The organism is Ramlibacter sp. 2FC, from assembly GCF_005503345.1.
Lineage (GTDB): Bacteria > Pseudomonadota > Gammaproteobacteria > Burkholderiales > Burkholderiaceae_C > SCMQ01.
Genome location: NZ_SCMM01000041.1, coordinates 23,550 through 43,465 on the forward strand (window position 1 = coordinate 23,550; position 19,916 = coordinate 43,465).

Here is a 19,916-nt window from a genome sequence, read left to right on the forward strand (position 1 = left end):
GATGTCGAGGTGCTCCGTGCGGCGCATGATCGGGCGCCAAGGTGGCGCTGCTGCTTCAACAAGGCACCGAAGGCCCGCGCGGGTGGCATGCACCACGCTGCGCTGGCCTGCCCGGGCGCCAGCTCGGCCGTCCTGTCAGAGCACCTCGAGCGCGACGCGGCGCCAGGCGCCCTCTTGCGACTCGGCGCCCGCGGTGGCGCCTTGCACCGTGAGCGGCCGCTTGTCGTTGGCCGGCAGCAGCAGCTGGAGCTGCGTGGCCGAGGGCGGGCGCGGGCCGCGGCGCTGCACCTCAAGGTGCAGACCCTGGGCCGTGCATTGCATGGCCAGCCACCAGAAGCCGTGCTCGCCGCGTTGCCAGGCCTGGCTGTGGCCGTCGTCTTCGAAGCACTCGGCCTCGAAGCTGCCTTCGGTCAGCGGAAAGACCTGGAAGCCCCGCGTGTCGGCCTGGCTCGCGAAGTGCGCCGGCGCCAGGTTGAGCGGGATCGCGCAGCCCGCACGTGCCAGCAGCGGCGGCTCGCTGCTGTGCAGCGGCGCGGCCAGGGTGATCCACTGGCCGCCTGCGTGGCGGCGGCCGCTCCAGAACTCCAGCCAGTCGCAGCCCGCGGGCAGCCAGACGCGCCGTTCGCTGGCGCCGGGTTCGACCACGGAAGCCACCAGCAGGTTGGGGCCGAGCAGCATATCGTCGTTCTCTTCCCAGCCGCGGGGGTCTTCGGGGAAGTCGTGGAACGTGGGCCGGATCATGGGCTCGTAGGCGCTGTGCGAGCGCCACAGCAGGTGGTAGAGGTAGGGCGTGAGGCGCACGCGCAGCGCGATCAGAGCGCGCACGAGCGGCGTGATCTCGGGGTACATCCAGGGCTCGTTGACCGTCTTGTCGTCGTTCCACGAGTGGATGGAAAAGCGCGGCAGGAACACGCCATGCTGCACCCAGCGCAGCAGCAGCTCGGGCTCGGGCGCGGGACCCGAGAAGCCGCCGATGTCGTGGCCGGTGTTCGACACCCCGGACAGCGCCAGGCCCAGGCCCATCTTGATGTTGAAGCGCAAGGTGTCCCACGAGGTGTAGTTGTCGCCCGACCAGGTCTGCACGTGGCGCTGCATGCCCGGTGCGCCCGAGCGCGACACCAGCCAGGGTCGCTCCTGCGGTGCGAAGTCGCGCTGCGCGGTATGCGAGGCCTGCATCATCAGCAGCGTCTGCAGCGGCCGCGCCTCGACGGCGGCACGCGGTTCGCCGAAGCCGTGGATGCGCGCCTCGGTGCTCCAGATCTCGTACTCGTTGTTGTCGTTCCAGGTCGCGGCGATGCCCTGCTCGAGCAGGCTGTCGGTGACGCGCTGCTTCCACCATTCGATGGTTTGCGGGTTGGTGAAGTCGAGATAGGCGCCGGTGTCGTCCCAGAACTGCACGGCCGTGGGCCGGCCATCGGCGTCCTGCACCAGCAGGCCGGCTTCGGCCGCCTCGTTGAAGCGCGGGTGGTCGCGCAGCAGGGCCGGCTTGATGTTGGCGCACAGGCGCACGCCCTGGGCCAGGTAGCTGGCGGCGAACGCGGCGGGGTCGGGGAACTTGTCGCGGTTCCAGTTGAAGACGTAGCGCTTGTTGCCGATGGAGGTGTAGCCCGACGAGAGGTGGAACGACTCGCAGGCGATGTCGTGCTCGCGGCAGCGCGCCAGGAACTCGCCCATGCGCTGCTGGGCGTCGGGCGCGTCGGTGTAGCTCATGGTCGAGCCCGAGTAGCCGATCGCGTACTTGGGCGAGAACACGGGCCGGCCGGTGAGCCAGGTGTAGCGCTGGGTCACGGCGGCAGGGCCGTCGCCGGCGATGAAGTACAGGTCGAGATCCCCATGCTCGGCCATGAAGTAGCGGTAGGGGCCGTGGTAGTTGTCCATCTCGCGACCCATGTCGAAGCTGCACTCCGACAAGGTGTCGTAGAACAGGCCGAACACCACGCCGCTGGCGGGCTTGCGCGTCAGGTAGAACGGGATGTGCTTGTACAGCGGGTCGGTGCTGCGCGCGTCGTAGCCCATGGGGTCGAGGTTGCACATGCGGTAGTGCTGGCCGGCCCGGTTGGCGTTGCCGGCGCGCTCGCCCAGGCCGAAGTACTGCTCGCCGCGCTCGCGCTCCAGGTAGTGGTAGACGCGCTGATCCCACCAGCCGAAGTTGTAGGCCTGGGTCGGCCGGTCCGCCGCGGCCACCTGCCATTCGCCGCGGCAACGCGTCTCCCAGCGGCAGCGCAGGCCATCGAGCGCGATGCTCAGGCGCACGTCGCGGGTCGTGATGCGCAGCGCTTGCCCGTCCTGCTGCAGCTCGAAAGCCGGCAGCGAGAAGCCCGAGAGGTCGAAGCGGTCCCGGCCCTCGGGCGCGAGGTCGTCGAGCCCCGGGGCGATCGCCCAGGTGCGCGGTAAGCGCAAGGCCCCGTCGGGGAGCACGAGCAGGCGAACCACGTCCTGCTCCAGGACGAACACGTGGGCCGTGGCGCCCGAGGCCGCGCGCAGCACGAGGTGGTTGCCGTCGGCTTCGGCGAGCGTGAAGAGGGGAGTTTGATCGAGTCGCATGGTTGAGTCGGCAGGCATCAGGCGGTCTTGCCCAGCAGCACCTGGGGCAGCCACAGCGACAGCGCCGGGACGTAGGTGACGAGCAGCAGCGCCGCGATCATGAACGCGAACATCGGCAGCAGCGGCCGCGTGAGCTGGCCCAGCGGCACGCCGGCCACGCGCGCGGCCACGAACAAGGTGCTGCCGACCGGCGGGGTGGCGATGCCGATGCACAGGTTGAAGGTGATGATGATCCCGAAATGCACCGGCGAGATGCCCAGCTTCATGGCCACCGGCAGGAAGATGGGCGTGAAGATCAGCAGCCCGGGCGTGATGTCGAGGAAGGTGCCCAGCAGCAGCAGCAGCACGTTGAACAGCAGCAGCAGCACGATGGGGTTGCTCGAGAACTCGGTGATGGCGTTGGCGATCAACATGACCGAGCCGGTGCTGGCCATGAGCCAGGACATGGTCATGGACACGCCCACCATCAGCATCACCACTGCCGTGCCCACCCCCGCGCTGAGCATGGCCTCGCCGAGCTTGCGCCAGCTGAGGCTGCGGTAGAGCAGGCTCAGCACCAGGGTGTAGAGCGCGGCCGCGCCGGCGGCCTCGGTGGCGGTGAACACCCCGCCGACGATGCCGCCCATGATGATCAGCACCATGGTGAGCGCCGGCAGGGCGCGCCAGAACACTGCCAGCGCCTCGCGCACGGTGTAGCGCTGTATGTCCTGCGGCAGATCGCCGCGCTTGGCCAAGATGTGCAGCCACAGCATGACCGACAGGGCCATCAGGATGCCGGGGATGTAGCCGGCGACGAACAGCACGTCGACGGGCGTGCCGCCCGAGATCAGCGAATAGACGATCAGCGCCCCCGAGGGCGGGATCAGCAGCCCGCAGGGCGAGGCGGCGACGTTGGCGGCGGCGCACAGGGGCATGTTGTAGCCGGCCTTGCGCTGCAGCGGGGACAGCGTCGCGCCGACGCTGGCGGCGCTGGCCACGGCCGAGCCGGAGATGGCGCCGAACAGCGCGTTGGCCACCACCGAGATCTGCGCCAGCGAGCCTGGCAGCCAGCCCACCAGCACCCGGGCCAAGTCGATCAGCCGCAGCGCGATGCCGCCGGTGTTCATCAGGTTGCCGGCCAGGATGAACAGCGGAATGGCCACCAGCGTGAAGCTGTCCAGGCTGGACGCCACCCGCTGGGCCGAGACGATGAGCGCGGTGTCGATGGTGGGCGTGACGGTGAACAGCGCCAGCACCGTGGCGATGCCGATGCCGAAGCTGACCGGAACGCCGAAGAACAGCAGCAGCGTGAACACCACGCCGAGGATGAGCATGGCGGTCATGCGGGCAACTCCTGTTTGACGTGCTCGAGCGCCTCCTCCACCTCGCTGACCGGCCTGAAAGCTTCAGGCTGCAGCAGGATGGCCAGCTCGTAGAACACGATGCACACGCCCGCGATCGGGATGCAGCTGTACACCCAGCCCATGGGCAGCTCCAGCGTCGCCGAGAGCTGCTCGACCTCGAAGGCGCGCAGCACCAGGCGCATCCCGCCGTAGACGAACACCGCGGCCGCGAACGCCAGCACCAGGGCGGCGATGGCGCGCATGTGGCGCAGCAGCGCCTGGCCCTGGAGCTTCTCGGCGAGCATGTCGTAGGCCATGTGTTCCAGCCGCCCGCAGGCGTAGGCCGTGCCCAGCAGGCTGAGCCAGATCACCGCGAAGCGCGAGGTTTCCTCGGTGAAGGTGGACGGGTTGCCCAGCACGTATCGGCTGACCACCTGCCAGACCACGCACATCCACAGCACCGTGAAACAAGCGATCAGGCCGGCCTGCAGCAGCCGGTCGATCACGCTTCTCAAAATTCGCAGCATGGCCGCTCCCCTTTGCCGCGTCAGCGAACCGCGGTGATCTGGTCGAGCAGCCCGGCCACGCGGGCGTTCTTGCGCTCCTCGTCGAGCATGGGCTTGACCTTGTCGACGAAGGCCTGCTTGTTGGGCGTGCTGATCTTCACGCCCAGCTTCTCGGCGGCAGCGGCCTCGGTCTTCTCGGCATCGGCCCACAGCTTGCGCTGGTAGGTGGCGGATTCACGCGCCGCCTGGCGCAGCGCGTCCTGCAGCGGCTTCTTCAGCGAGTCCCACTTGGCCGAGGAAATCACCAGCACGTCGGGCACCATCTGGTGCTCGGTAACCGAGTAGAACTTGCTGACTTCGCCGTGGCGGCCGGTGGTGAGCGCGGTGATGTTGTTTTCCGCGCCGTCGACCACGCCCGACTGCAGGGCCGAATACACCTCGCCCCAGGCCATCGGCGTGGGGGCGGCGCCCAGCGCCTGGATCATCTTGATGGTGGTCGGGCTCTGCTGGACCCGGATCTTGAGACCCTTGAGGTCGTCGGGCGTGTTGATCGGCTTCTTGGCGTAGAAGCTGCGCGCGCCCGAGTCGTAGAAGGTCAGCCCGATGAAGCCGCGGTTCTTGGAGGCGTTCAGGATCGTGTCGCCGACCTGGCCGTCCAGCACCTTGAAGAAATGGTCCTTGTTGCGGAACACGAAGGGCAGGTTGAACACCTTGTACTCGGGCGCGAAGGTCTCCAGCGGGGAGGCGCTGGCCTTGGTCATCTCGAGCACGCCGTTCTGCACCTGCTCGAGCGTCTCTCTTTCGCCGCCGAGCGTGCCGTTGGCGAAGATCTTGATGTCGATCTCGCCATTGCTCTTTTGCTTCGCCAGTTCGGCGAAGCGCACCATGGCGAGGTGCACGGGGTGGTTTTCGGCCAGGCCGTGGGCCAGGCGCATGGACTGCTGGGCCCAGGCGCTGGCCGTGCCCAGGCCTGCAATCAGCGCGGCGGCTGCGATTTTCTTCAGTTTCATGAGGTCTCCTTTGGTTGGGTGAGCTGTGGTGATTCGGGGTGCATAGAGCAGGCGGTGCGCATGCGCGGGGCGGGCGATCGGGGCATCGCGTGCATCATGCCGCCTTCATGAGCGTGCTTTCGCCCATCCACCGGGCGACGCGCTCGCGCTGGGCGGCGCTGTAATGCAGTCCCAGCTTGCTGCGGCGCCACAGCACGTCGTCGCTGCGGCTCGCCCATTCCTCGCGGCGCAGGTAGTCGAGTTCGGCCTCGTAGAGGCCCGGCGCGACTTCCTCGCCCATCGCCTGGGCCGAGGGCGCGAGCACGCCGGCGATCCGCGTGCCATAGGCCCGCGCCATGCGGCGCAGGCCGGGCTCGTCCAGCCAGGGATAGCGCCGCGCCACTTCGGCCACGAAGCGCTCGAAGTCGGTGTCGGGTCGCTGGCTGGCGCCTATCCATTCCGCCAGGTCGCCGCCCGGCAGGCTCGCGCCCTTGGTCCAGGGCCGGCGCGCATCGCCCAGCATGCGGCCGAGCTGGCTGGCGGCCTCTTCGGAAAGCTTGCGGAAGGTGGTGATCTTGCCGCCCCAGATCGACAGCAGCGGCGCCGCCTCGGTGTTGGACTCCAGCAGGTAGTCGCGCGTGACGGAGGACGGGTCGCCCGAGGCGTCGTCCAGCAGCGGTCGCACGCCCGAATAGCTCCAGACCACCTCCGAAGGCGCGACCGGCTGCTTGAAATAGCGGCTGGCCTGCTCGCACAGGTAGCGCGTCTCCTCGGCGTCGATGCGGGCGCTGCCGGGCTCGCCCTGCTGCTCCACGTCGGTGGTGCCGATCAGGGTGAAGCGGCCCTCGTAGGGGATGGCGAAGATGATGCGCTTGTCCGGGTTCTGGAACAGGTAGGCGTCCTCGTGCTCGAAGCGGCGCGGCACCACGATGTGGCTGCCCTTGATCAGGCGCAGGCTGCGCGTGGCCAGCACTTCGCCGCGGGCCGGGCGGGCCTGATGGCGCAGAAAGCTTTCGGTCCACGGGCCTGCCGCGTTGACCAGCGCGCGCGCCTTCACCCGGCGCGGCGCGCCGTTCTCCGGCTGCAGCGTCGCGGTCCAGCCGTCGGCGCTGCGCTGTGCTCCGGTGCAGCGGGTGCGCGTGAGGATGCGTGCGCCGCGCGCCCGGGCGTCGACGGCGGTCAGCGCCACCAGGCGCGCATCGTCGACCCAGCCATCGGAGTAGACGAAGGCCCGGCCCAGGCGCGGCTGCAGGCATGCGCCCCGGGGATCGCGCCGCAGGTCGATGGCGGTGCTGCCGGGCAGCAGCTCGCGCCGGGCGAGGTGGTCGTAGAGGAACAGGCCGATGCGTATCATCCAGGCCGGTCGCATGGCCGGATCGTGCGGCATCACGAAGCGCAGCGGCCGGATGATGTGAGGCGCGCTGCGCAGCAGCACTTCGCGCTCCTGCAGCGCTTTGCGCACCAGCGAGAACTCGTGGTATTCGAGGTAGCGCAGCCCGCCGTGGATCAGCTTGGTGGACGCCGACGACGTGTGCTGGGCCAGGTCGTCCTGTTCGCACAGCAGCACGCGCCAGCCGCGGCCCGCCAGATCCCGCGCGATCCCGGTGCCGTTGATGCCGCCGCCGACCACCAGCACGTCGCATTCGACATCGCTGGCCGAGGTTTCGGTGCTTGCGTTTGAAACGGAGGTGGGGGCTGCAGACATGCTGATGTCAGGACGTGTGTTTTCGGTTGTTTTCTATTGTTATTCGTTTTGATTCGTTTTTGCTAAGTGTTTTCCCTGATTCTGTGCGTGTTTGATCGAATTGGGCGTTAAGCTTGCGCCAGACGAACCATGGTTTCCCGCAATGATGAAGTCCAACCCGCGGCAACTGAAGCTGCTTGATGTCGTCCGGGCAAGCGGCTCGGTGACGGTGGAGGCGCTGGCCGAGCAGCTCGGCGTGACGCTGCAGACGGTGCGGCGCGATGTGCAGCGGCTGGCCGAGGAGGGCCTGCTCGCGCGCTTTCACGGCGGCGTGCGCGTGCCCAGTTCCACCACCGAGAACATCGCGCATCAGCAGCGCGAGAGCCTGAATGCCGCGGGCAAGGCGGCCATCGCGCGCGCCGTGGCACGCCAGGTGCCCAACGACTGCTCGCTGCTGATCAACATCGGCACGACGACCGAGGCCATCGCGCGCGAACTGCTGGGCCACCAGGGATTGCGCGTGATCACCAACAACCTCAACGTGGCGGCCATCCTCGGCACGAACCCCGGCGCCGAGGTCATCGTGGCCGGAGGCGTGGTGCGTGCGCGCGACGGCGGCATCATCGGCGAGGCGACCGTGGATTTCATCGCCCAGTTCAAGGTCGACATCGCGCTGATCGGCATCTCGGGCATAGAGTCCGACGGGTCGCTGCGCGACTTCGACCTGCGCGAGGTCAGGGTGGCGCAAACCATCATCGACCATGCGCGAGAGGTCTGGCTGGCCGCCGACCACAGCAAGTTCCACCGCCCGGCCATGGTGCAGCTGGCCACGCTGTCGCAGATCGACCGGCTGTTCACCGACCAGCCGCCGCCGGACCCTTTCCCCGCCTTGCTGGCCGATGCCGATGTGCAGTGCATCGTCGCGGGCGGCTGACCGGACGCGCGGATCGACGCGGCGGCCGCCCGGGTTCGCGAAGAGAAACGATTCAAAACGAACAATTTCGCCAACACAATGGGGCGGGCGCCAGGCCGCCCCATGCCATCGCCCGTACCACCATGACCTACCTTCTCGCACTCGACCAAGGCACTTCCAGCTCGCGCAGCATCGTGTTCGACGCGCAGGGCAGCATCGTGTCCCTCGCCCAGCAGGAGCTGCCGCAGATCTACCCGCAGCCCGGCTGGGTGGAGCACGATCCGCTGGAGATCTGGCGCAGCCAGCTCGCCACGGCGCGGCAGGCGCTGGCGCAGGCCGGGCTGCAGGCCTCGGACATCCGCGCCCTGGGGATCACCAACCAGCGCGAGACCACGGTGCTGTGGAACCGTCGAACCGGACAGCCCGTGCACCACGCCATCGTCTGGCAGGACCGCCGGGCCGAGCCGCTGTGCGCGCAGCTGCGCGCGCAGGGCCATGCCGAGCTGATCCGCTCGCGCACCGGCCTGCTGGTCGATGCCTATTTCTCGGCCACCAAGCTGCGCTGGCTGCTCGATCAGGTGCCGGGCGCGCGTGCGCAGGCCGAGCGCGGCGAGCTGGCCTTCGGCACGGTGGACAGCTGGCTGCTGTGGCAGCTCACCGACGGCGAGGTGCATGCCACCGACGTCAGCAACGCCGCGCGCACCATGCTGTTCAACGTCCATACCAATCAGTGGGACGAGGAACTGCTGGAGCTGCTGCGCATTCCGCCCCAGCTCCTGCCCAGGGTGCTGCCTTCCAGCGCGGTCTATGGCCAGACCAGTGCCGCGCTGCTGGGCGCGCCCGTCACCATCGGCGGCGTGGCGGGCGACCAGCAGAGCGCCCTGTTCGGCCAGGGTTGCTTTCGCGCCGGCATGGCCAAGAACACCTATGGCACCGGCTGCTTCATGCTGATGCACACGGGCGCGCGCTTCCAGGCCTCGACCAATGGCCTGCTGACCACCAGCGCGGCCCAGGCCACGGGCCAGCCCGAGTTCGCCATGGAGGGCAGCGTTTTCGTCGGCGGTGCGGTCGTGCAATGGTTGCGCGACGGCTTGCGCGCGATCCGCAGCAGTGCCGAGGTGCAGCCGCTGGCCGAGAGCGTGCCCGATGCCGGTGGCGTGCTGATGGTGCCGGCCTTCACCGGCCTGGGGGCGCCCTACTGGAAACCGAACGCGCGCGGCACGATCACGGGCCTGACGCGCGGCACCACGGTGGCCCACATCGCGCGTGCCGCCCTAGAGAGCATCGCCTACCAGAGCGCTGCGCTGCTGCAGGCCATGAGCCGCGACGCGGTGGCCGCGGGCGGCGCGCCGGTCAGCGAGCTGCGCGTGGACGGTGGCGCCTGCGTCAACGACCTGCTGATGCAGTTCCAGGCCGACCTGCTGGGCATCCCGGTGGTGCGGCCTGCCGTGACCGAGACGACGGCGCTGGGCGCCGCCTTCCTGGCGGGCCTGTCCTGCGGCGTCTGGCAGGACACCGATGTGCTGGCCGAGCTGTGGCAGGCCGAGCGCCGCTTCCTGCCCACACTCGATCGCGAGCGCGCCGCCGCTCTGATGCTGCAATGGGAGCATGCGGTGCGCCAGGCTGCGCTGGAATAACGCGCCGCGGCGGCAGCGCTCAGAGCGGGTGCTCGGTGTAGAAGCGCCCGCCGTGGAACAGCAGGGGCGAGGCGCCGGCGCGGTGGCCGCAGCGCTCGACCTCGCCGACGAAGATCACGTGGTCGCCTTCCTCGTAGCGGCTGCGGTTGAAGCATTCGAAGGTGGCCGCCGCGCCGTCCAGCAGCGGCGAGCCGCTGGCGCCATCGCGAAAGCCCACGCCGGCCCAGCGGTCGGCGCCGCGCGCGGCGAAGCGCTCGGCCAGCGCCTTCTGGTCGGCCGCAAGGATGTTGATCGCGTAGTGCGAGCCGGCGCTGAAGGCCGGCAGCGAGCCCGCCGCACGCGCCAGGCTCCACAGCACCAGAGGCGGGTCGAGCGAGACCGAGTTGAAGGAATTGGCGGTCAGCCCCACCAGCTCGCCTTCCGGGGTGCGCGCGGTCACGATGGTCACGCCGGTGGCGAACATGGCCAGGGCGCTGCGGAATTCACGGTTGGAGAACGCCGGCGGCGTCGCCTGTCTGGGCGGGGACGTCATGGGCGCGGCTGAGCAAACTTCATGAATAATGATAGCGTGGCTGCCCGCCGCGCCCGGGGTGCGGTTGCCGGCCGAGGAGGGTTCATGACGCCGCTACCGAATTTCACCATGCTGGGCGCGGGCCCCATCATCCTCATGCTGCACGGCGCGCTCGGCGGCAGCCGCGCCTTCGCGCCGCAGGTCGAGAGCTACGCTTCGCTGGGCTACCGCGCCGTGGCCTGGGACATGCCGGGCTACGGCCACAGCGTGCCGATCGAGCCCTACAGCTTCAAGGGCCTGGCCCAGAGCTGCATCGCCCTGGCCGAGAGCCTGCTGCAGTCCCGGGGCGATCCCAGCCTGATCCTGCTGGGCCACGACATCGGCGGCATGGTGGCGCAGGAGGTGGTGGCGCGCCGGCCCGAGCTCGTCAACCGGCTGATCCTCTGCGGCACCCTGGCGGCCGCGCCGGCCGGCGAGGCCGCGCCCGAGGCCAGCCAGGACATGGCGCAGCTGGCCCAGACCCTGATGCCCCAGCGCATCGGCCCCGGCGCCCTGCCCGAGGGCGTGCAGCTCGCGAGCTACTGCATGGCCGGCGTGCATGCCGCGACCTACCGCAAGGCGCTCGAGGCCATGGCGGGCTTCGACCGCCGCGCCAACCTGCCGCTGATCCACGTGCCCACGCTGCTGGTGGCCGGCGAGTACGACCGCCAGACCCCGGCGCCGGCGATGCGCGAGATGGCGGCCGCCATCCCCGGTGGCCGTTGCATGACGCTGCGCGGCATCGGCCATTTCCAGAACCTGGAAGCGCCCGAGGCCTTCGACGGCGCGGTGCTCGACTTCCTGGGCCGCACGGCCGGGTCGGCCGAGGCCACGCTGCACTGAGCTCAGAAGCGGTACTGCAGGCGGAAGTCGATCCCTCTGGCGGTCTGCTCGGTCCTGGGTTGCAGCGCCGCGCCGACCGGGATGCCGCTGCGCGTGAGGGTTCGTGCCGCGCCCGCACCCATGCGCTCCTTCTGGTAGTACCAGCCGACCTGCCAGGACCAGCCGGGCCGGGGCTCGGCAGGCGCCGCTCGGCCGCTCATACCGAATCCCCAGGGCCGCCTGCCAGTAGGAGAGCCGTTCCGGATAGCCGAGCACGGCGCCTGTGCCCGCGATGTCGCGCCGCAGTTGCCTGCGGTTCAGCCTGAGGCCCCAGGACCAGTGTTGGTCCAGCGCGTGCAGCCCCTGCAGCGCGAGCTCGGTGCCCGCGATCGCGCTGGTGGTCGCGACAGGCGCGCCGGTGTTGCTGACGCCATCGTAGGCGCGCGTGCCCTGGCTGTAGTCCCACCGGGCGGACCAGGTCAGGGGCCCGCAGGCAAGGTCCAGCGTCAGCGCGGTGCGGCCCAATGTCCCTTGCTCGCGGACCAGCGACTGGCCTTGCGCGCCGAACTCCTCCCAGTGGCTGCGCAGCACGCCGACCTCGACGCCCGGCACAGGGGCCTGGCAGCCCGTGGCCTGCGCACCGGCGGCGGCGCCAGCCAGCAGCGCCGCCAGGCCGAGGCCGGCCGGGCCATGGAAGGCAGGAGGCTTCATGGCGATCAGACCAGCTCGCTCCACAGCCGGGTCGTCGACGCCTCGTAGCTGCCGTCGCCGTTGGCGTCCATCTCGATCCACACGGCACTGTGGTCGAGCACCGTGATGCGGACCTGGCCGCCGCTGGCGCCGGTGGCCGTGGCCTGGCCGCTGGACGGATAGAGGTCCGAGCTGTTGCGCACGAAGGCCTGCTGCGTCGCGATGCTGACCGAGCGGCCCTCCAGCGCCGACGAGCTGAGGCTGCCGTCGAGGGTGACGCTGCTGGAATAGGCGGTTGCGCCCGCGGGGGTGAGCGTCTCAGCGACGGTGTAGCCGCTCAGCTGGCGGCTGTAGGTGGCGCCGCCCGTGGTGCTGCTCTCGGTGAAGCTGGGGGCCGTCGTCAGGCGGATGGACAGATCGTTCTCGGCAGCGGCCATGACGTGCATCGCGACGGCGCCGTTGGCGGTGCTGGTCAGCAGCGAGTTCTGGACCGTCAGATGGTTGAAGCCGACCGTCATCCGCGCCTCGTGCGGAAAGCCGTCCAGGCTGCCCGACAGGCTGTCGATCGAGAACGACAGGCTGCCGTTGTAGACGCTGCCGCCGAGGCTGCAGTTGGAGTAGGAAAGCGAGACCGAGTCGCCCGCTTCCGGCAGGCCGTTGCCGTTCGCGTCGTTGATGGCGATGCTGTAGCTGCCGCTGGAACATTCCCCGGTCTCTTCGTAGACGGCGCCCGTGGCCTGTGGCGTGGTCTGGCCGAACCAGCCCTTGATATGGATTGACTGGGACTGTGCGAATCCAATCAGGGCCTGGGGATGGGCGGCTTGCGCGCCGGTCGCCAGCGACGCGGCGTCGCTGAGCAGGGCCGAGGACGCGAGGGATTCCTGGGCCACGACCACGTAGTTGGCTCCGGTGACCGCCAGCGGTCCTCCGGTGCTGGGAGGCGCCGGGCTTTCGGCGCTGCCGCCACCGCCGCCCCCGCAGGCGACCAGGGCGGCGCAGGCGCCGCCCGCCAGGGATTTCAGGATTTTCCGAGCGCTCATGAGGTCCTCCAATCGGATCGACGCAGGCGGGATTGCCTGCGTCGCATCTTTGGACTGGGGGACTGAGAGAGCGATGACGGCTGGCTGACAGATGGCTTATCGATGCAGCGTCGCACGGCCTCTGGGCCGGTCCGAAAGAAAAACTAAACTATCGAACGGAACATCAGTCCCCCTTATAGGATGAGCACCTTCGACCCCGACGCCCTCGAATGCCTGGCCGCCATCGTGGAGGAGGCGGGTTTCGAGCGCGCGGCGCAGCGCCTGAACATCACGCAGTCGGCCGTGTCGCAGCGCCTGCGCGCGCTGGAGGCCCAGGTCGGCACGGTGCTGATCGTGCGCAGCCGGCCGCTCAAGCCCACGGCGGCCGGCCAGCTGCTGCTCAAGCACACCAAGCAGCTGCGCCTGCTGCGCGCCGACCTGGAGCGCGACCTGCGCGAGCTCGCGCCGAGCTCGACCGGTGGCGGGCGCGAGGAGGAGCGCATCTCGATCGCCATCAACGCCGACAGCATCGCCACCTGGGCGCTGGGCGCGCTGGGCGAGCTGGTGCGCCAGGGCCTGCCGCTGGAAATCATCACCGACGACCAGGACTTCACCCACGAATGGCTGCGCTCGGGCCAGGTGCTGGGCTGCGTGACCACGCTGCGGCAGGCGCTGCGCGGCTGCAAGGTGGTGCCGCTGGGCGCGATGGACTACATCGCCGTGGCCTCGGCCGAGTACGCGCGCGAGCATGCCCCCCAGGGCCTGACGCCGCACAACTTCAGCCGCATGCCCTTCATCGCCTTCAACCGCAAGGACGACATGCAGGCCGAGTTCGTCGCCAAGGCCTTTGGCTTGAAGCGCGTCGCTCTGAGCCAGCTGTTCGTGCCCAGCACCGAGGGGCAGGTTCGCGCGGTGCTGGCGGGCTGGGGCGCGAGCGTGCTGCCGGCCCTGCTGGTGCGCGGCCTGATCGAGCAGGGCCGGCTGGTCGACCTGGCGCCCGGCCGGGTGCTGCCTATCCAGCTCTACTGGCATTGCTGGAACCTGGCGTCGGAGGTGCTGGACACGCTCAGCAGCGCGCTCACGCATGCCGCCAGCCTGGCCCTGAGCGGGGCGGGTCCGGCCGGGCCCGGTGCTGCGCCGTGAGCCCGCCGACCGACCCCAACGCGCCCGGGGGGCGCCAGCTGTCCGCGCGCCTGATGCTGGCCCTGCTGGCGGCCCTGATCATGCTGCCCATGCTGCTGATCGAGTGGGCGTCCGCGCGCCGCGAGCAGGCGCAGTGGCAGCTGCGCGCGCAACAGGACACGCAGCTGCTGGCCGAGACCGTGGCGACCGGCCAGGAGCAGTTCGTGCTGGGCATCGCCCAGCTGCTGGTCGCGGCGGCGGCCTCGCCGGTGCTCTCCGGCGTCGACCTGCCGGCCTGCCAGCACTATGTGCAGGAGGTGCAGCAGCGCCAGACCTGGCTGGCCAACCTCGGCCTGCTGGACGCGGGCGGGCGACTGAGCTGCCGCGCCACCACCGGCGGCGAGAACGCCTATTTCGGCCACCTGCCGTTCTACCAGCAGGCGCGCGACGAGAACCTGCTGAGCGTGGGCGAGTACATGGTCGGTCCGGTTTCGGGCAAGCAGATCCTCAACTTCGGCTGGCCGGTGCGCAGCGACGAGGGCCGGTTCCAGGGCGTGGTGTTCGCCAGCCTCGACCTGGCCTGGCTGGACGAGCGCCTGCGCAACATGCCGCTGCCGGAAGGGGCCGAGGTGTTCCTGACCGACCTGCAGGGCCGGGTGCTGGCCGGCAGCGTGGCCGGCCATGGGCTGCTGGGCCTGCCGCTGCCCGATCTGGTGCTGCGCGCGGCGATGCGCGAGCGGCGCAGCGGCTTCCTGGGCGAGGCCGCGGCGCGAGACCTGTCCCGGCTGCGCGTGATCCGTCCTATACGCGTGTCGGGCCGCGTCGGCCTGTACGTGACCGTGTCCGCGCCGGCCGACGCGGCCATCGAGCCGGCCCTGCGCGATTCGCGCCTGCGCCTTGCGGCCACGCTATTGGTGACCCTGGCCGCCGCGGCGCTGGCCTGGCTGATCGGCGAGCGCTGGCTGGTGCGTCCGCTGCGGCGCCTGGTGCGCGGCGTGCAGCGCGTCGCCCAGGGCGACCCGGCCCAGGCCCTGGCGCCTTCGCGCACGCCGCTGCGCGAGCTGGTGCTGCTCAAGCAGGCCATGGCCCAGGTGGCGCAGCGCGTGGAAGAGCAGCGCCAGGCGCACCAGAAGACGCAGCAGGCGCTGCGCGAGAGCGAGGCCGGCTACCACGCGCTGTTCGACAGCTCGCCGCTGCCGATGTGGGTGCTGGACGAGGCGCAGCAGCGCTTTCTCGCCGTCAACGCGGCGGCGGCCCAGCACTATGGCTACGAGGCGCAGGCCTTCCTGGCGCTGCGGCCCGAGGAGCTGCAGCCGCCGGCGCTGCAGGCCGAGGCCGGCGAGGGGCCCGCGGTGCGCACCCACCGCAAGCACAGCGGCGAGCTGTGCCGGGTGCAGCTGGTCGGCTCGCCGACCAGCTTCCAGGGGCGCGAGGCGCGCCTGTGCATGGCGATCGACGTGACGCAGAGCCTGGCCGACCAGGCCAGGGTGCACGAGGTCAACGATCGCCTGGAGCAGCTGGTGGCCGAGCGCACGCGCGAGGTGGCGCTGTCCAACCGCGAGCTGGAGGCCTTTTCCTACTCGGTCTCGCACGACCTGCGCAATCCGCTGCACGCGGTCGCCATGTTCGCCGAGTTCCTGGCCGAGCACGAGGGGGCGGTGCTCGACGAACAGGGCCGCCTGTACCTGGACCGCATCCAGGACGGCACGCGGCGCATGCAGCGCCTGATCGACGACCTGCTGGAGCTCGCGCGCGTGGCGCGGGCGGAGCTGGCCATGACGCCGCTGGACCTCAGCGCGCTGGCGCTGGAGGTGGCGCAGGAATTGCTCGCCCAGCAGCCCGGGCGGGCGGTGACGCTGCGCATCGAGCCCGGCCTGTACTGCGTGGGCGACCCGCGCCTGCTGCGCCAACTGCTGGTCAACCTGCTGGGCAATGCCTGGAAGTTCACGGCACACGCCGAGGACGCGCGCATCGAGCTGGGCTTCACGAACCGGCCCGGCGAGCCGACCAGCTTTTTCATCGCCGACAACGGCGCGGGCTTCGACATGAAGCTGTCGAACAAGCTGTTCGAGCCCTTCCAGCGCCTGCACACCGAAAGCGAGTTCCCGGGCTCGGGCGTGGGCCTGGCCACCGTGCAGCGCATCGTCGCGCGCCATGGCGGCAGGGTCTGGGCCCATGCGGCCGTGGGCCAGGGCGCCAGCTTCCACGTGGTGCTGCCGGGCCTGGTGCAGCATCGCTGACAATCGCGGCCATGAACCCACCGCCCGCCGCCAAGCAGTCGTTCCGCGCCCAGATGCTGCAGGCCCGTGAGGAGGCCATCCTGGGCAGCGTCTGCCGCCTGCTGGCCGGCAAGGGCTTCGAGGCCATGACCGTGGACCAGGTGGCGGCCGAGGCCGGCATCGCCAAGGCCAGCCTGTACAAGCATTTCCCGAGCAAGGAGGCGCTGGCCTGCGCGGCCGTGGTGCGCCTCTTGAACCAGGCCCAGGCGGTGCTCGCCGGCCTGCCGGCCGACGAGGCGCCGCTGGCCAAGCTGCAGGCCGCGGCGCGCTGGGCCATGGGCCGCCAGCTGGCCGGCGAGCTACCGGCCCTGCCCGGCCCGCATTCCAGCCTGGGCGCGGCGCTCAGGGCCAGCCCTGAGTGCAGCGCGGGCCTGTCGGCGCTGCGCGGTCTGCTCGAGGACTGGATTCTCGGCGCGCAGGCGCAGGCTGTGCTGAATCCGGCGCTGCCGGCGCCGGCCGTGCTCTACACGCTGGCCGCGCGCGCCTGCGACCCGGCCCTGGCCTGGCTGCGCGACGGCGGCCGGCACAGCGACGAGCAGGTCGTGGCGCTGGCGCTCAGCGCCTGCTTCGAGGGGTTGCGCGCCCGCTGAACGGGCAGGTGCAGACCGGCGCCGGGCCGCCCCAAGCCGGTCTGGGCCCCCTCGGGGGGCAGCGAGGACACGTCAGTGCCGAGCGTGGGGGCCCGGTTCAGCGCACCAGCAGCACGGGCACGTCGCAGTGCGCGAGCACCTGGGTGGTCACCGAGCCCATGACCAGGTTGCCCAGGGCGCTGTGGCCGTGCGAACCCATGACCACCAGGTCGAACTTGCCGCTGTGCGCGAACTTGGCGATGGCTTCGCCCGCGTGGCCGACCTTCCAGCTGCTCTTGGCGTCGATGCCGTGGCGTGCCAGGAACTTGGACACCGGGGACAGCACCTTCTCGGCTTCCTCGGCGTGGTAGCCGTCGGCCACTTCCTTGCCCACGGCGGCGCGCGCGCGGGGGGGCAGGGCCGGCTGGACCGTGAACACCGTGTACTCGTTGCCGATGGCAAACAGCTCGCCGTGCGTGGTCAGGTAGGCCAGCATCTTCTTGGTGTAGGGGCTGCCATCGACGGCCAGAAGGATTTTCATGGAGGGCTCCTCTTCAATTGGAGCCCCGAGTCTAAGGGCTGGCCGAAGGGCGGGCTTGATGCCGGTCAAGCGCAGGGCGGGGGCCGAGCTCCAGGGTCAGGGTCGGGCGGAAGGCGGCCTGCTCGCCCTTGCGCGCATAGCCCAGCGGGTTGGCGACCACGCGGCAGCCCTGGTGCAGGTAGTCGGCCGGGCAGTGCAGGTGGCCGTGCAGCCACAGCCTGGCCCGGGGCAGCAATTCGTCCAGCGCGTTGCAAAAGCCTGCCGTGCCGGGACTCAGGCCGTAGCGCGGGTCGGCGCTGCGCAGGCTGGGCGCGAAATGGGTCACGACCACCGTGGGGCCGTCGAAGGGCTGGGCCAGGGCTGCGCGCAGCCACTGCTGGCAGGCCAGCGCCTGCTCGCGCCAGGCCGCGGCCAGGAAGGGCTGGCCGGCGCGCGTGCCGCCGGTCTTGCGCAGGTAGAAGTCGGCCGCGCGGAAGGCCTTCTCGCGCTGGCGCAGCTGCTGGGTCAGCGTGGCCTCGCTGTCGTGACGGGCCGGGCCCAGGGCGTCGAAGTCGCTCCACAGCGTGGTGCCGACGAAGCGCACGCCGTCCAGCTCCAGGGTCTCGCGCTCCAGCCAGGCGATGCCCAGCCGCTCGCAGCTCTCGCGCAGCCGCGCGTGGGCCTGGTCGAAATCCAGCCCGTCGTACTCGTGGTTGCCGGGCACGAACAGCACCGGCACGGGCCAGCCCGCGCGCGGCGAGAAGCGCGCCAGGCCGAAATCGCGGTCGCCCAGGGCGGCCAGGCGAGAGCCCGCCTGGTAGGAGCCTATGTCGCCGGCCAGCACCAGCAGGTCGGCATCGGGCGCGGGCCGCGGCTGGAAGCCGGGGTCGGTCTCGAGGTGCAGGTCCGACATCAGCTGGATCTTCATGACGCCGCCCCGCCAGCCGCGCCCTCGGGCGCGCCGAACACCTGCGCGGCCACGCGGTGCAGGGTCTCGCGCAGCCATTCATGGCCGCTGCTGTGCTGCAGGCGGCGGTGCCAGACCGCTTCCACGTGCACCGGCGGCACGTCCAGCGGCAGCTCGCGCAGCACCAGCTGGTCGGCGATGCCGGTGGTGTTGACGAAGTGGCGCGGCAGCACGGTGAGCAGGTTGGAGTTGGCCACCACGCGCCCGGCCGTGAAGAACTGGTTCACCGTGAGCACCACGCGGCGCTGCCGGCCGAGCGAGGCCAGGGCCTCGTCGATGAAGCCGTAGGGCCGGCCGGAGAAGCTGACCAGCAGGTGGCGCGCCTGGCAGTAGCGGTCCAGCGTCAGGGCGCTGTCGGCCAGTGGGTGGTCGCGCCGCATCACGCAGACATATTCGCCGGCGTACAGGCGCTGGTGCGAGTGCGCGATGGCCTCGCCGGCCTGCTCGCGCGCCGTGAGGTCGGCCAGCACGGCCGGGAAATAACCCACGGCCAGGTCCACGGTCTCCTCGTCCAGCAGGCGGCGCGGGTCGCGCGTGGTCAGCGGCACCACGCGCATGGACACGCCGGGCGCCTCGGACTCCAGCGTGTGGACCATGCCGGGAATCAGCTCGGCCGCGGTGGCGTCGGCCATGGCCAGCACGAAGGTGGTGCTGGCCTCGGCGGGCTCGAAAGCCGTGGGCGAGATCGAGGCTTGCAGCTGGCGCAGCGCCTGGCGCACGCTGGGCCACAGGGCCAGGGCGCGCGGCGTGGGCTCGATGCCGTGGCCGCTGCGGCGCACCAACTCGTCGCCCAGGGTCTCGCGCAGGCGGCGCAGCGCATTGCTGACCGCCGGCTGGGTCAGGGCCAGGTTGCGCGCCGCGCGCGTCAGGCTGCGCTCGGCCATGACCTCGTCGAACACGCGCAACAGGTTCAGGTCCAGCGTGCGGAAATTGGGGGCGGCGATCGGTGGCATCGGTATTAATTCACATGGTGAATGGTAACTATCATGAAGATAAAGTTGAATCGTACTAGGGTAACCCCTAGTATCTACCCCATGAGGCGGCAAAAGGGTCCGCCCCCAGTTTGAGAGAGAAGGGAAACATCATGAGCACTGCCAACTTTGTCCACACCGAATACCCGCTGAGCCACCCCGGCGTGGCCCGCGCCGAGCAGGCCGTCGAATCGGCGCGCGCCCTGCGCCAGCGCTTCGACAGCACGCGCGGCCTGGCCGCCATGCTGCTGGCCGCAGTCGTGGCCGCGCTGGTGGTCGTCGCCGACCAGATGATCGAGACCTGGGCCGAGGGCCACCTGCTGGCCGCCTGGGTGGCGCTGTGGGCCGTGGGCTTCGCCGCGCTGGGCCTGCTGGCCGGTCCGGCCCGCCGCCTGGCTGCGCGCCTGGTGCAGGCGCTCAACGCCTGGTCGGCCCGCGTGGCCCAGGCCCGTGCCGACGAGCGCCTGTGGGCCATCGCCCAGACCGACGCCCGCGTCATGGCCGACCTGCATGCCGCGATGACGCGCAGCGACCAGGAAGCGCCGGCCGTGGCCAGCAAGGCCCAGCCCGAGATGAGCGCCGCCGCGCGCCGCGCCGACAAGATCCTGCGCAGCCGCCTGTTCTACATCTGAGTCCAGCCCCGGCGACGGGGCGGTACCCCAGGCAGATCTGGCCTCCACTTCGGTGGAGGCCTTTTTTCTGTGCGCCCGGCACGGGCGCACTCTTGGAGGTGCAAGTCCTCCCGTGAGTTGATCACAGCGAACGAAGCGAAGCGCAACTGCATGAGGGTGACCGAGTGTGGGGAGGAAGCG

The 19,916-nt window shown here is 70.4% G+C and carries 18 protein-coding genes; 7 read left to right on the forward strand and 11 right to left on the reverse strand.

The genetic code is table 11. The annotated features are described in order from the left end of the window. Nucleotides 1-135 precede the first annotated feature (135 nt). The 5 genes from FFS10_RS16695 to glpD all read right to left on the reverse strand — a co-directional run bounded on the left by FFS10_RS16695 (nucleotide 136) and on the right by glpD (nucleotide 7,066). The gene (locus FFS10_RS16695) at nucleotides 136-2,544 is read right to left on the reverse strand and encodes a glycoside hydrolase family 31 protein (RefSeq protein ID WP_137895604.1); all 2,409 of its coding nucleotides are present in this window, start codon (nucleotides 2,542-2,544) and stop codon (nucleotides 136-138) included. 17 nt (nucleotides 2,545-2,561) lie between these two features. Beyond that, complete coding sequence (locus FFS10_RS16700) at nucleotides 2,562-3,866, reverse strand: TRAP transporter large permease (RefSeq protein ID WP_137895605.1); 1,305 nt, start codon at nucleotides 3,864-3,866, stop codon at nucleotides 2,562-2,564. Next, entirely contained in the window at nucleotides 3,863-4,393 is a 531-nt protein-coding gene (locus FFS10_RS16705; protein WP_137895606.1) for a TRAP transporter small permease, read from the reverse strand. Before FFS10_RS16705 ends, FFS10_RS16700 begins: the two co-directional genes overlap by 4 nt. Nucleotides 4,394-4,413: 20 nt before the next feature. Next, entirely contained in the window at nucleotides 4,414-5,382 is a 969-nt protein-coding gene (locus FFS10_RS16710) for a TRAP transporter substrate-binding protein (RefSeq protein WP_137895607.1), read from the reverse strand. A 94-nt stretch (nucleotides 5,383-5,476) separates the two neighbouring features. Further along, nucleotides 5,477-7,066, reverse strand: a complete 1,590-nt coding sequence (glpD, locus tag FFS10_RS16715) for a glycerol-3-phosphate dehydrogenase (RefSeq protein WP_137895608.1) — start codon at nucleotides 7,064-7,066, stop codon at nucleotides 5,477-5,479. Between the two features lie 145 nt (nucleotides 7,067-7,211). On the opposite strand from glpD, the gene FFS10_RS16720 reads away from it, so the two are divergent. Then, the gene (locus FFS10_RS16720) at nucleotides 7,212-7,979 is read left to right on the forward strand and encodes a DeoR/GlpR family DNA-binding transcription regulator (RefSeq protein ID WP_137895622.1); all 768 of its coding nucleotides are present in this window, start codon (nucleotides 7,212-7,214) and stop codon (nucleotides 7,977-7,979) included. A gap of 122 nt (nucleotides 7,980-8,101) precedes the next feature. After that, complete coding sequence (glpK, locus tag FFS10_RS16725) at nucleotides 8,102-9,595, forward strand: glycerol kinase GlpK (RefSeq protein WP_137895609.1); 1,494 nt, start codon at nucleotides 8,102-8,104, stop codon at nucleotides 9,593-9,595. 19 nt (nucleotides 9,596-9,614) lie between these two features. On the opposite strand, the gene FFS10_RS16730 is transcribed toward glpK, so the two are convergent. Then, complete coding sequence (locus FFS10_RS16730) at nucleotides 9,615-10,127, reverse strand: flavin reductase family protein (RefSeq protein ID WP_137895610.1); 513 nt, start codon at nucleotides 10,125-10,127, stop codon at nucleotides 9,615-9,617. A gap of 84 nt (nucleotides 10,128-10,211) precedes the next feature. On the opposite strand from FFS10_RS16730, the gene FFS10_RS16735 reads away from it, so the two are divergent. Then, nucleotides 10,212-10,988, forward strand: coding sequence for an alpha/beta fold hydrolase (locus tag FFS10_RS16735; RefSeq protein WP_137895611.1), 777 nt, complete (start codon nucleotides 10,212-10,214; stop codon nucleotides 10,986-10,988). A 2-nt stretch (nucleotides 10,989-10,990) separates the two neighbouring features. Here the strand turns inward: FFS10_RS16735 and FFS10_RS16740 are convergent, their stop codons facing one another. Both FFS10_RS16740 and FFS10_RS16745 read right to left on the reverse strand, forming a co-directional pair. Then, nucleotides 10,991-11,188 (reverse strand): hypothetical protein, encoded by a 198-nt coding sequence (locus FFS10_RS16740; protein WP_137895612.1) that lies wholly within the window; start codon nucleotides 11,186-11,188, stop codon nucleotides 10,991-10,993. Nucleotides 11,189-11,683: 495 nt separating this feature from the next. Further along, a complete protein-coding gene (locus tag FFS10_RS16745) occupies nucleotides 11,684-12,697 on the reverse strand; it encodes a hypothetical protein (protein WP_137895613.1) in 1,014 nt (337 codons plus the stop codon). A 180-nt stretch (nucleotides 12,698-12,877) separates the two neighbouring features. On the opposite strand from FFS10_RS16745, the gene FFS10_RS16750 reads away from it, so the two are divergent. The 3 genes from FFS10_RS16750 to FFS10_RS16760 are packed head-to-tail and all read left to right on the forward strand — an operon-like array spanning nucleotide 12,878 to nucleotide 16,667. Further along, nucleotides 12,878-13,819 (forward strand): LysR family transcriptional regulator ArgP, encoded by a 942-nt coding sequence (locus FFS10_RS16750; RefSeq protein WP_137895614.1) that lies wholly within the window; start codon nucleotides 12,878-12,880, stop codon nucleotides 13,817-13,819. Then, nucleotides 13,816-16,038 carry an ATP-binding protein gene (locus FFS10_RS16755; protein ID WP_137895615.1) on the forward strand — a complete coding sequence of 741 codons (2,223 nt, stop codon included), beginning with the start codon at nucleotides 13,816-13,818 and terminating at the stop codon, nucleotides 16,036-16,038. Before FFS10_RS16750 ends, FFS10_RS16755 begins: the two co-directional genes overlap by 4 nt. Before the next feature lie 11 nt (nucleotides 16,039-16,049). After that, entirely contained in the window at nucleotides 16,050-16,667 is a 618-nt protein-coding gene (locus FFS10_RS16760; protein ID WP_137895616.1) for a TetR/AcrR family transcriptional regulator, read from the forward strand. A 97-nt stretch (nucleotides 16,668-16,764) separates the two neighbouring features. Here the strand turns inward: FFS10_RS16760 and FFS10_RS16765 are convergent, their stop codons facing one another. From FFS10_RS16765 to FFS10_RS16775, 3 genes are read right to left on the reverse strand one after another with little or no spacing between them, the layout of a single operon-like run. Next, nucleotides 16,765-17,187 carry a universal stress protein gene (locus FFS10_RS16765; RefSeq protein WP_137895617.1) on the reverse strand — a complete coding sequence of 141 codons (423 nt, stop codon included), beginning with the start codon at nucleotides 17,185-17,187 and terminating at the stop codon, nucleotides 16,765-16,767. A 31-nt stretch (nucleotides 17,188-17,218) separates the two neighbouring features. Next, nucleotides 17,219-18,094: a metallophosphoesterase gene (locus FFS10_RS16770; RefSeq protein ID WP_137895618.1), complete on the reverse strand. Its 876-nt coding sequence runs from the start codon at nucleotides 18,092-18,094 to the stop codon at nucleotides 17,219-17,221. Then, nucleotides 18,091-19,086 (reverse strand): LysR family transcriptional regulator, encoded by a 996-nt coding sequence (locus tag FFS10_RS16775; protein WP_137895619.1) that lies wholly within the window; start codon nucleotides 19,084-19,086, stop codon nucleotides 18,091-18,093. The genes FFS10_RS16770 and FFS10_RS16775 overlap by 4 nt, the downstream gene beginning before the upstream one ends. A gap of 131 nt (nucleotides 19,087-19,217) precedes the next feature. Here FFS10_RS16775 and FFS10_RS16780 point away from each other — a divergent pair, with 131 nt between their 5' ends. After that, the gene (locus FFS10_RS16780) at nucleotides 19,218-19,736 is read left to right on the forward strand and encodes a hypothetical protein (protein WP_249931329.1); all 519 of its coding nucleotides are present in this window, start codon (nucleotides 19,218-19,220) and stop codon (nucleotides 19,734-19,736) included. Nucleotides 19,737-19,916: the final 180 nt, after the last annotated feature.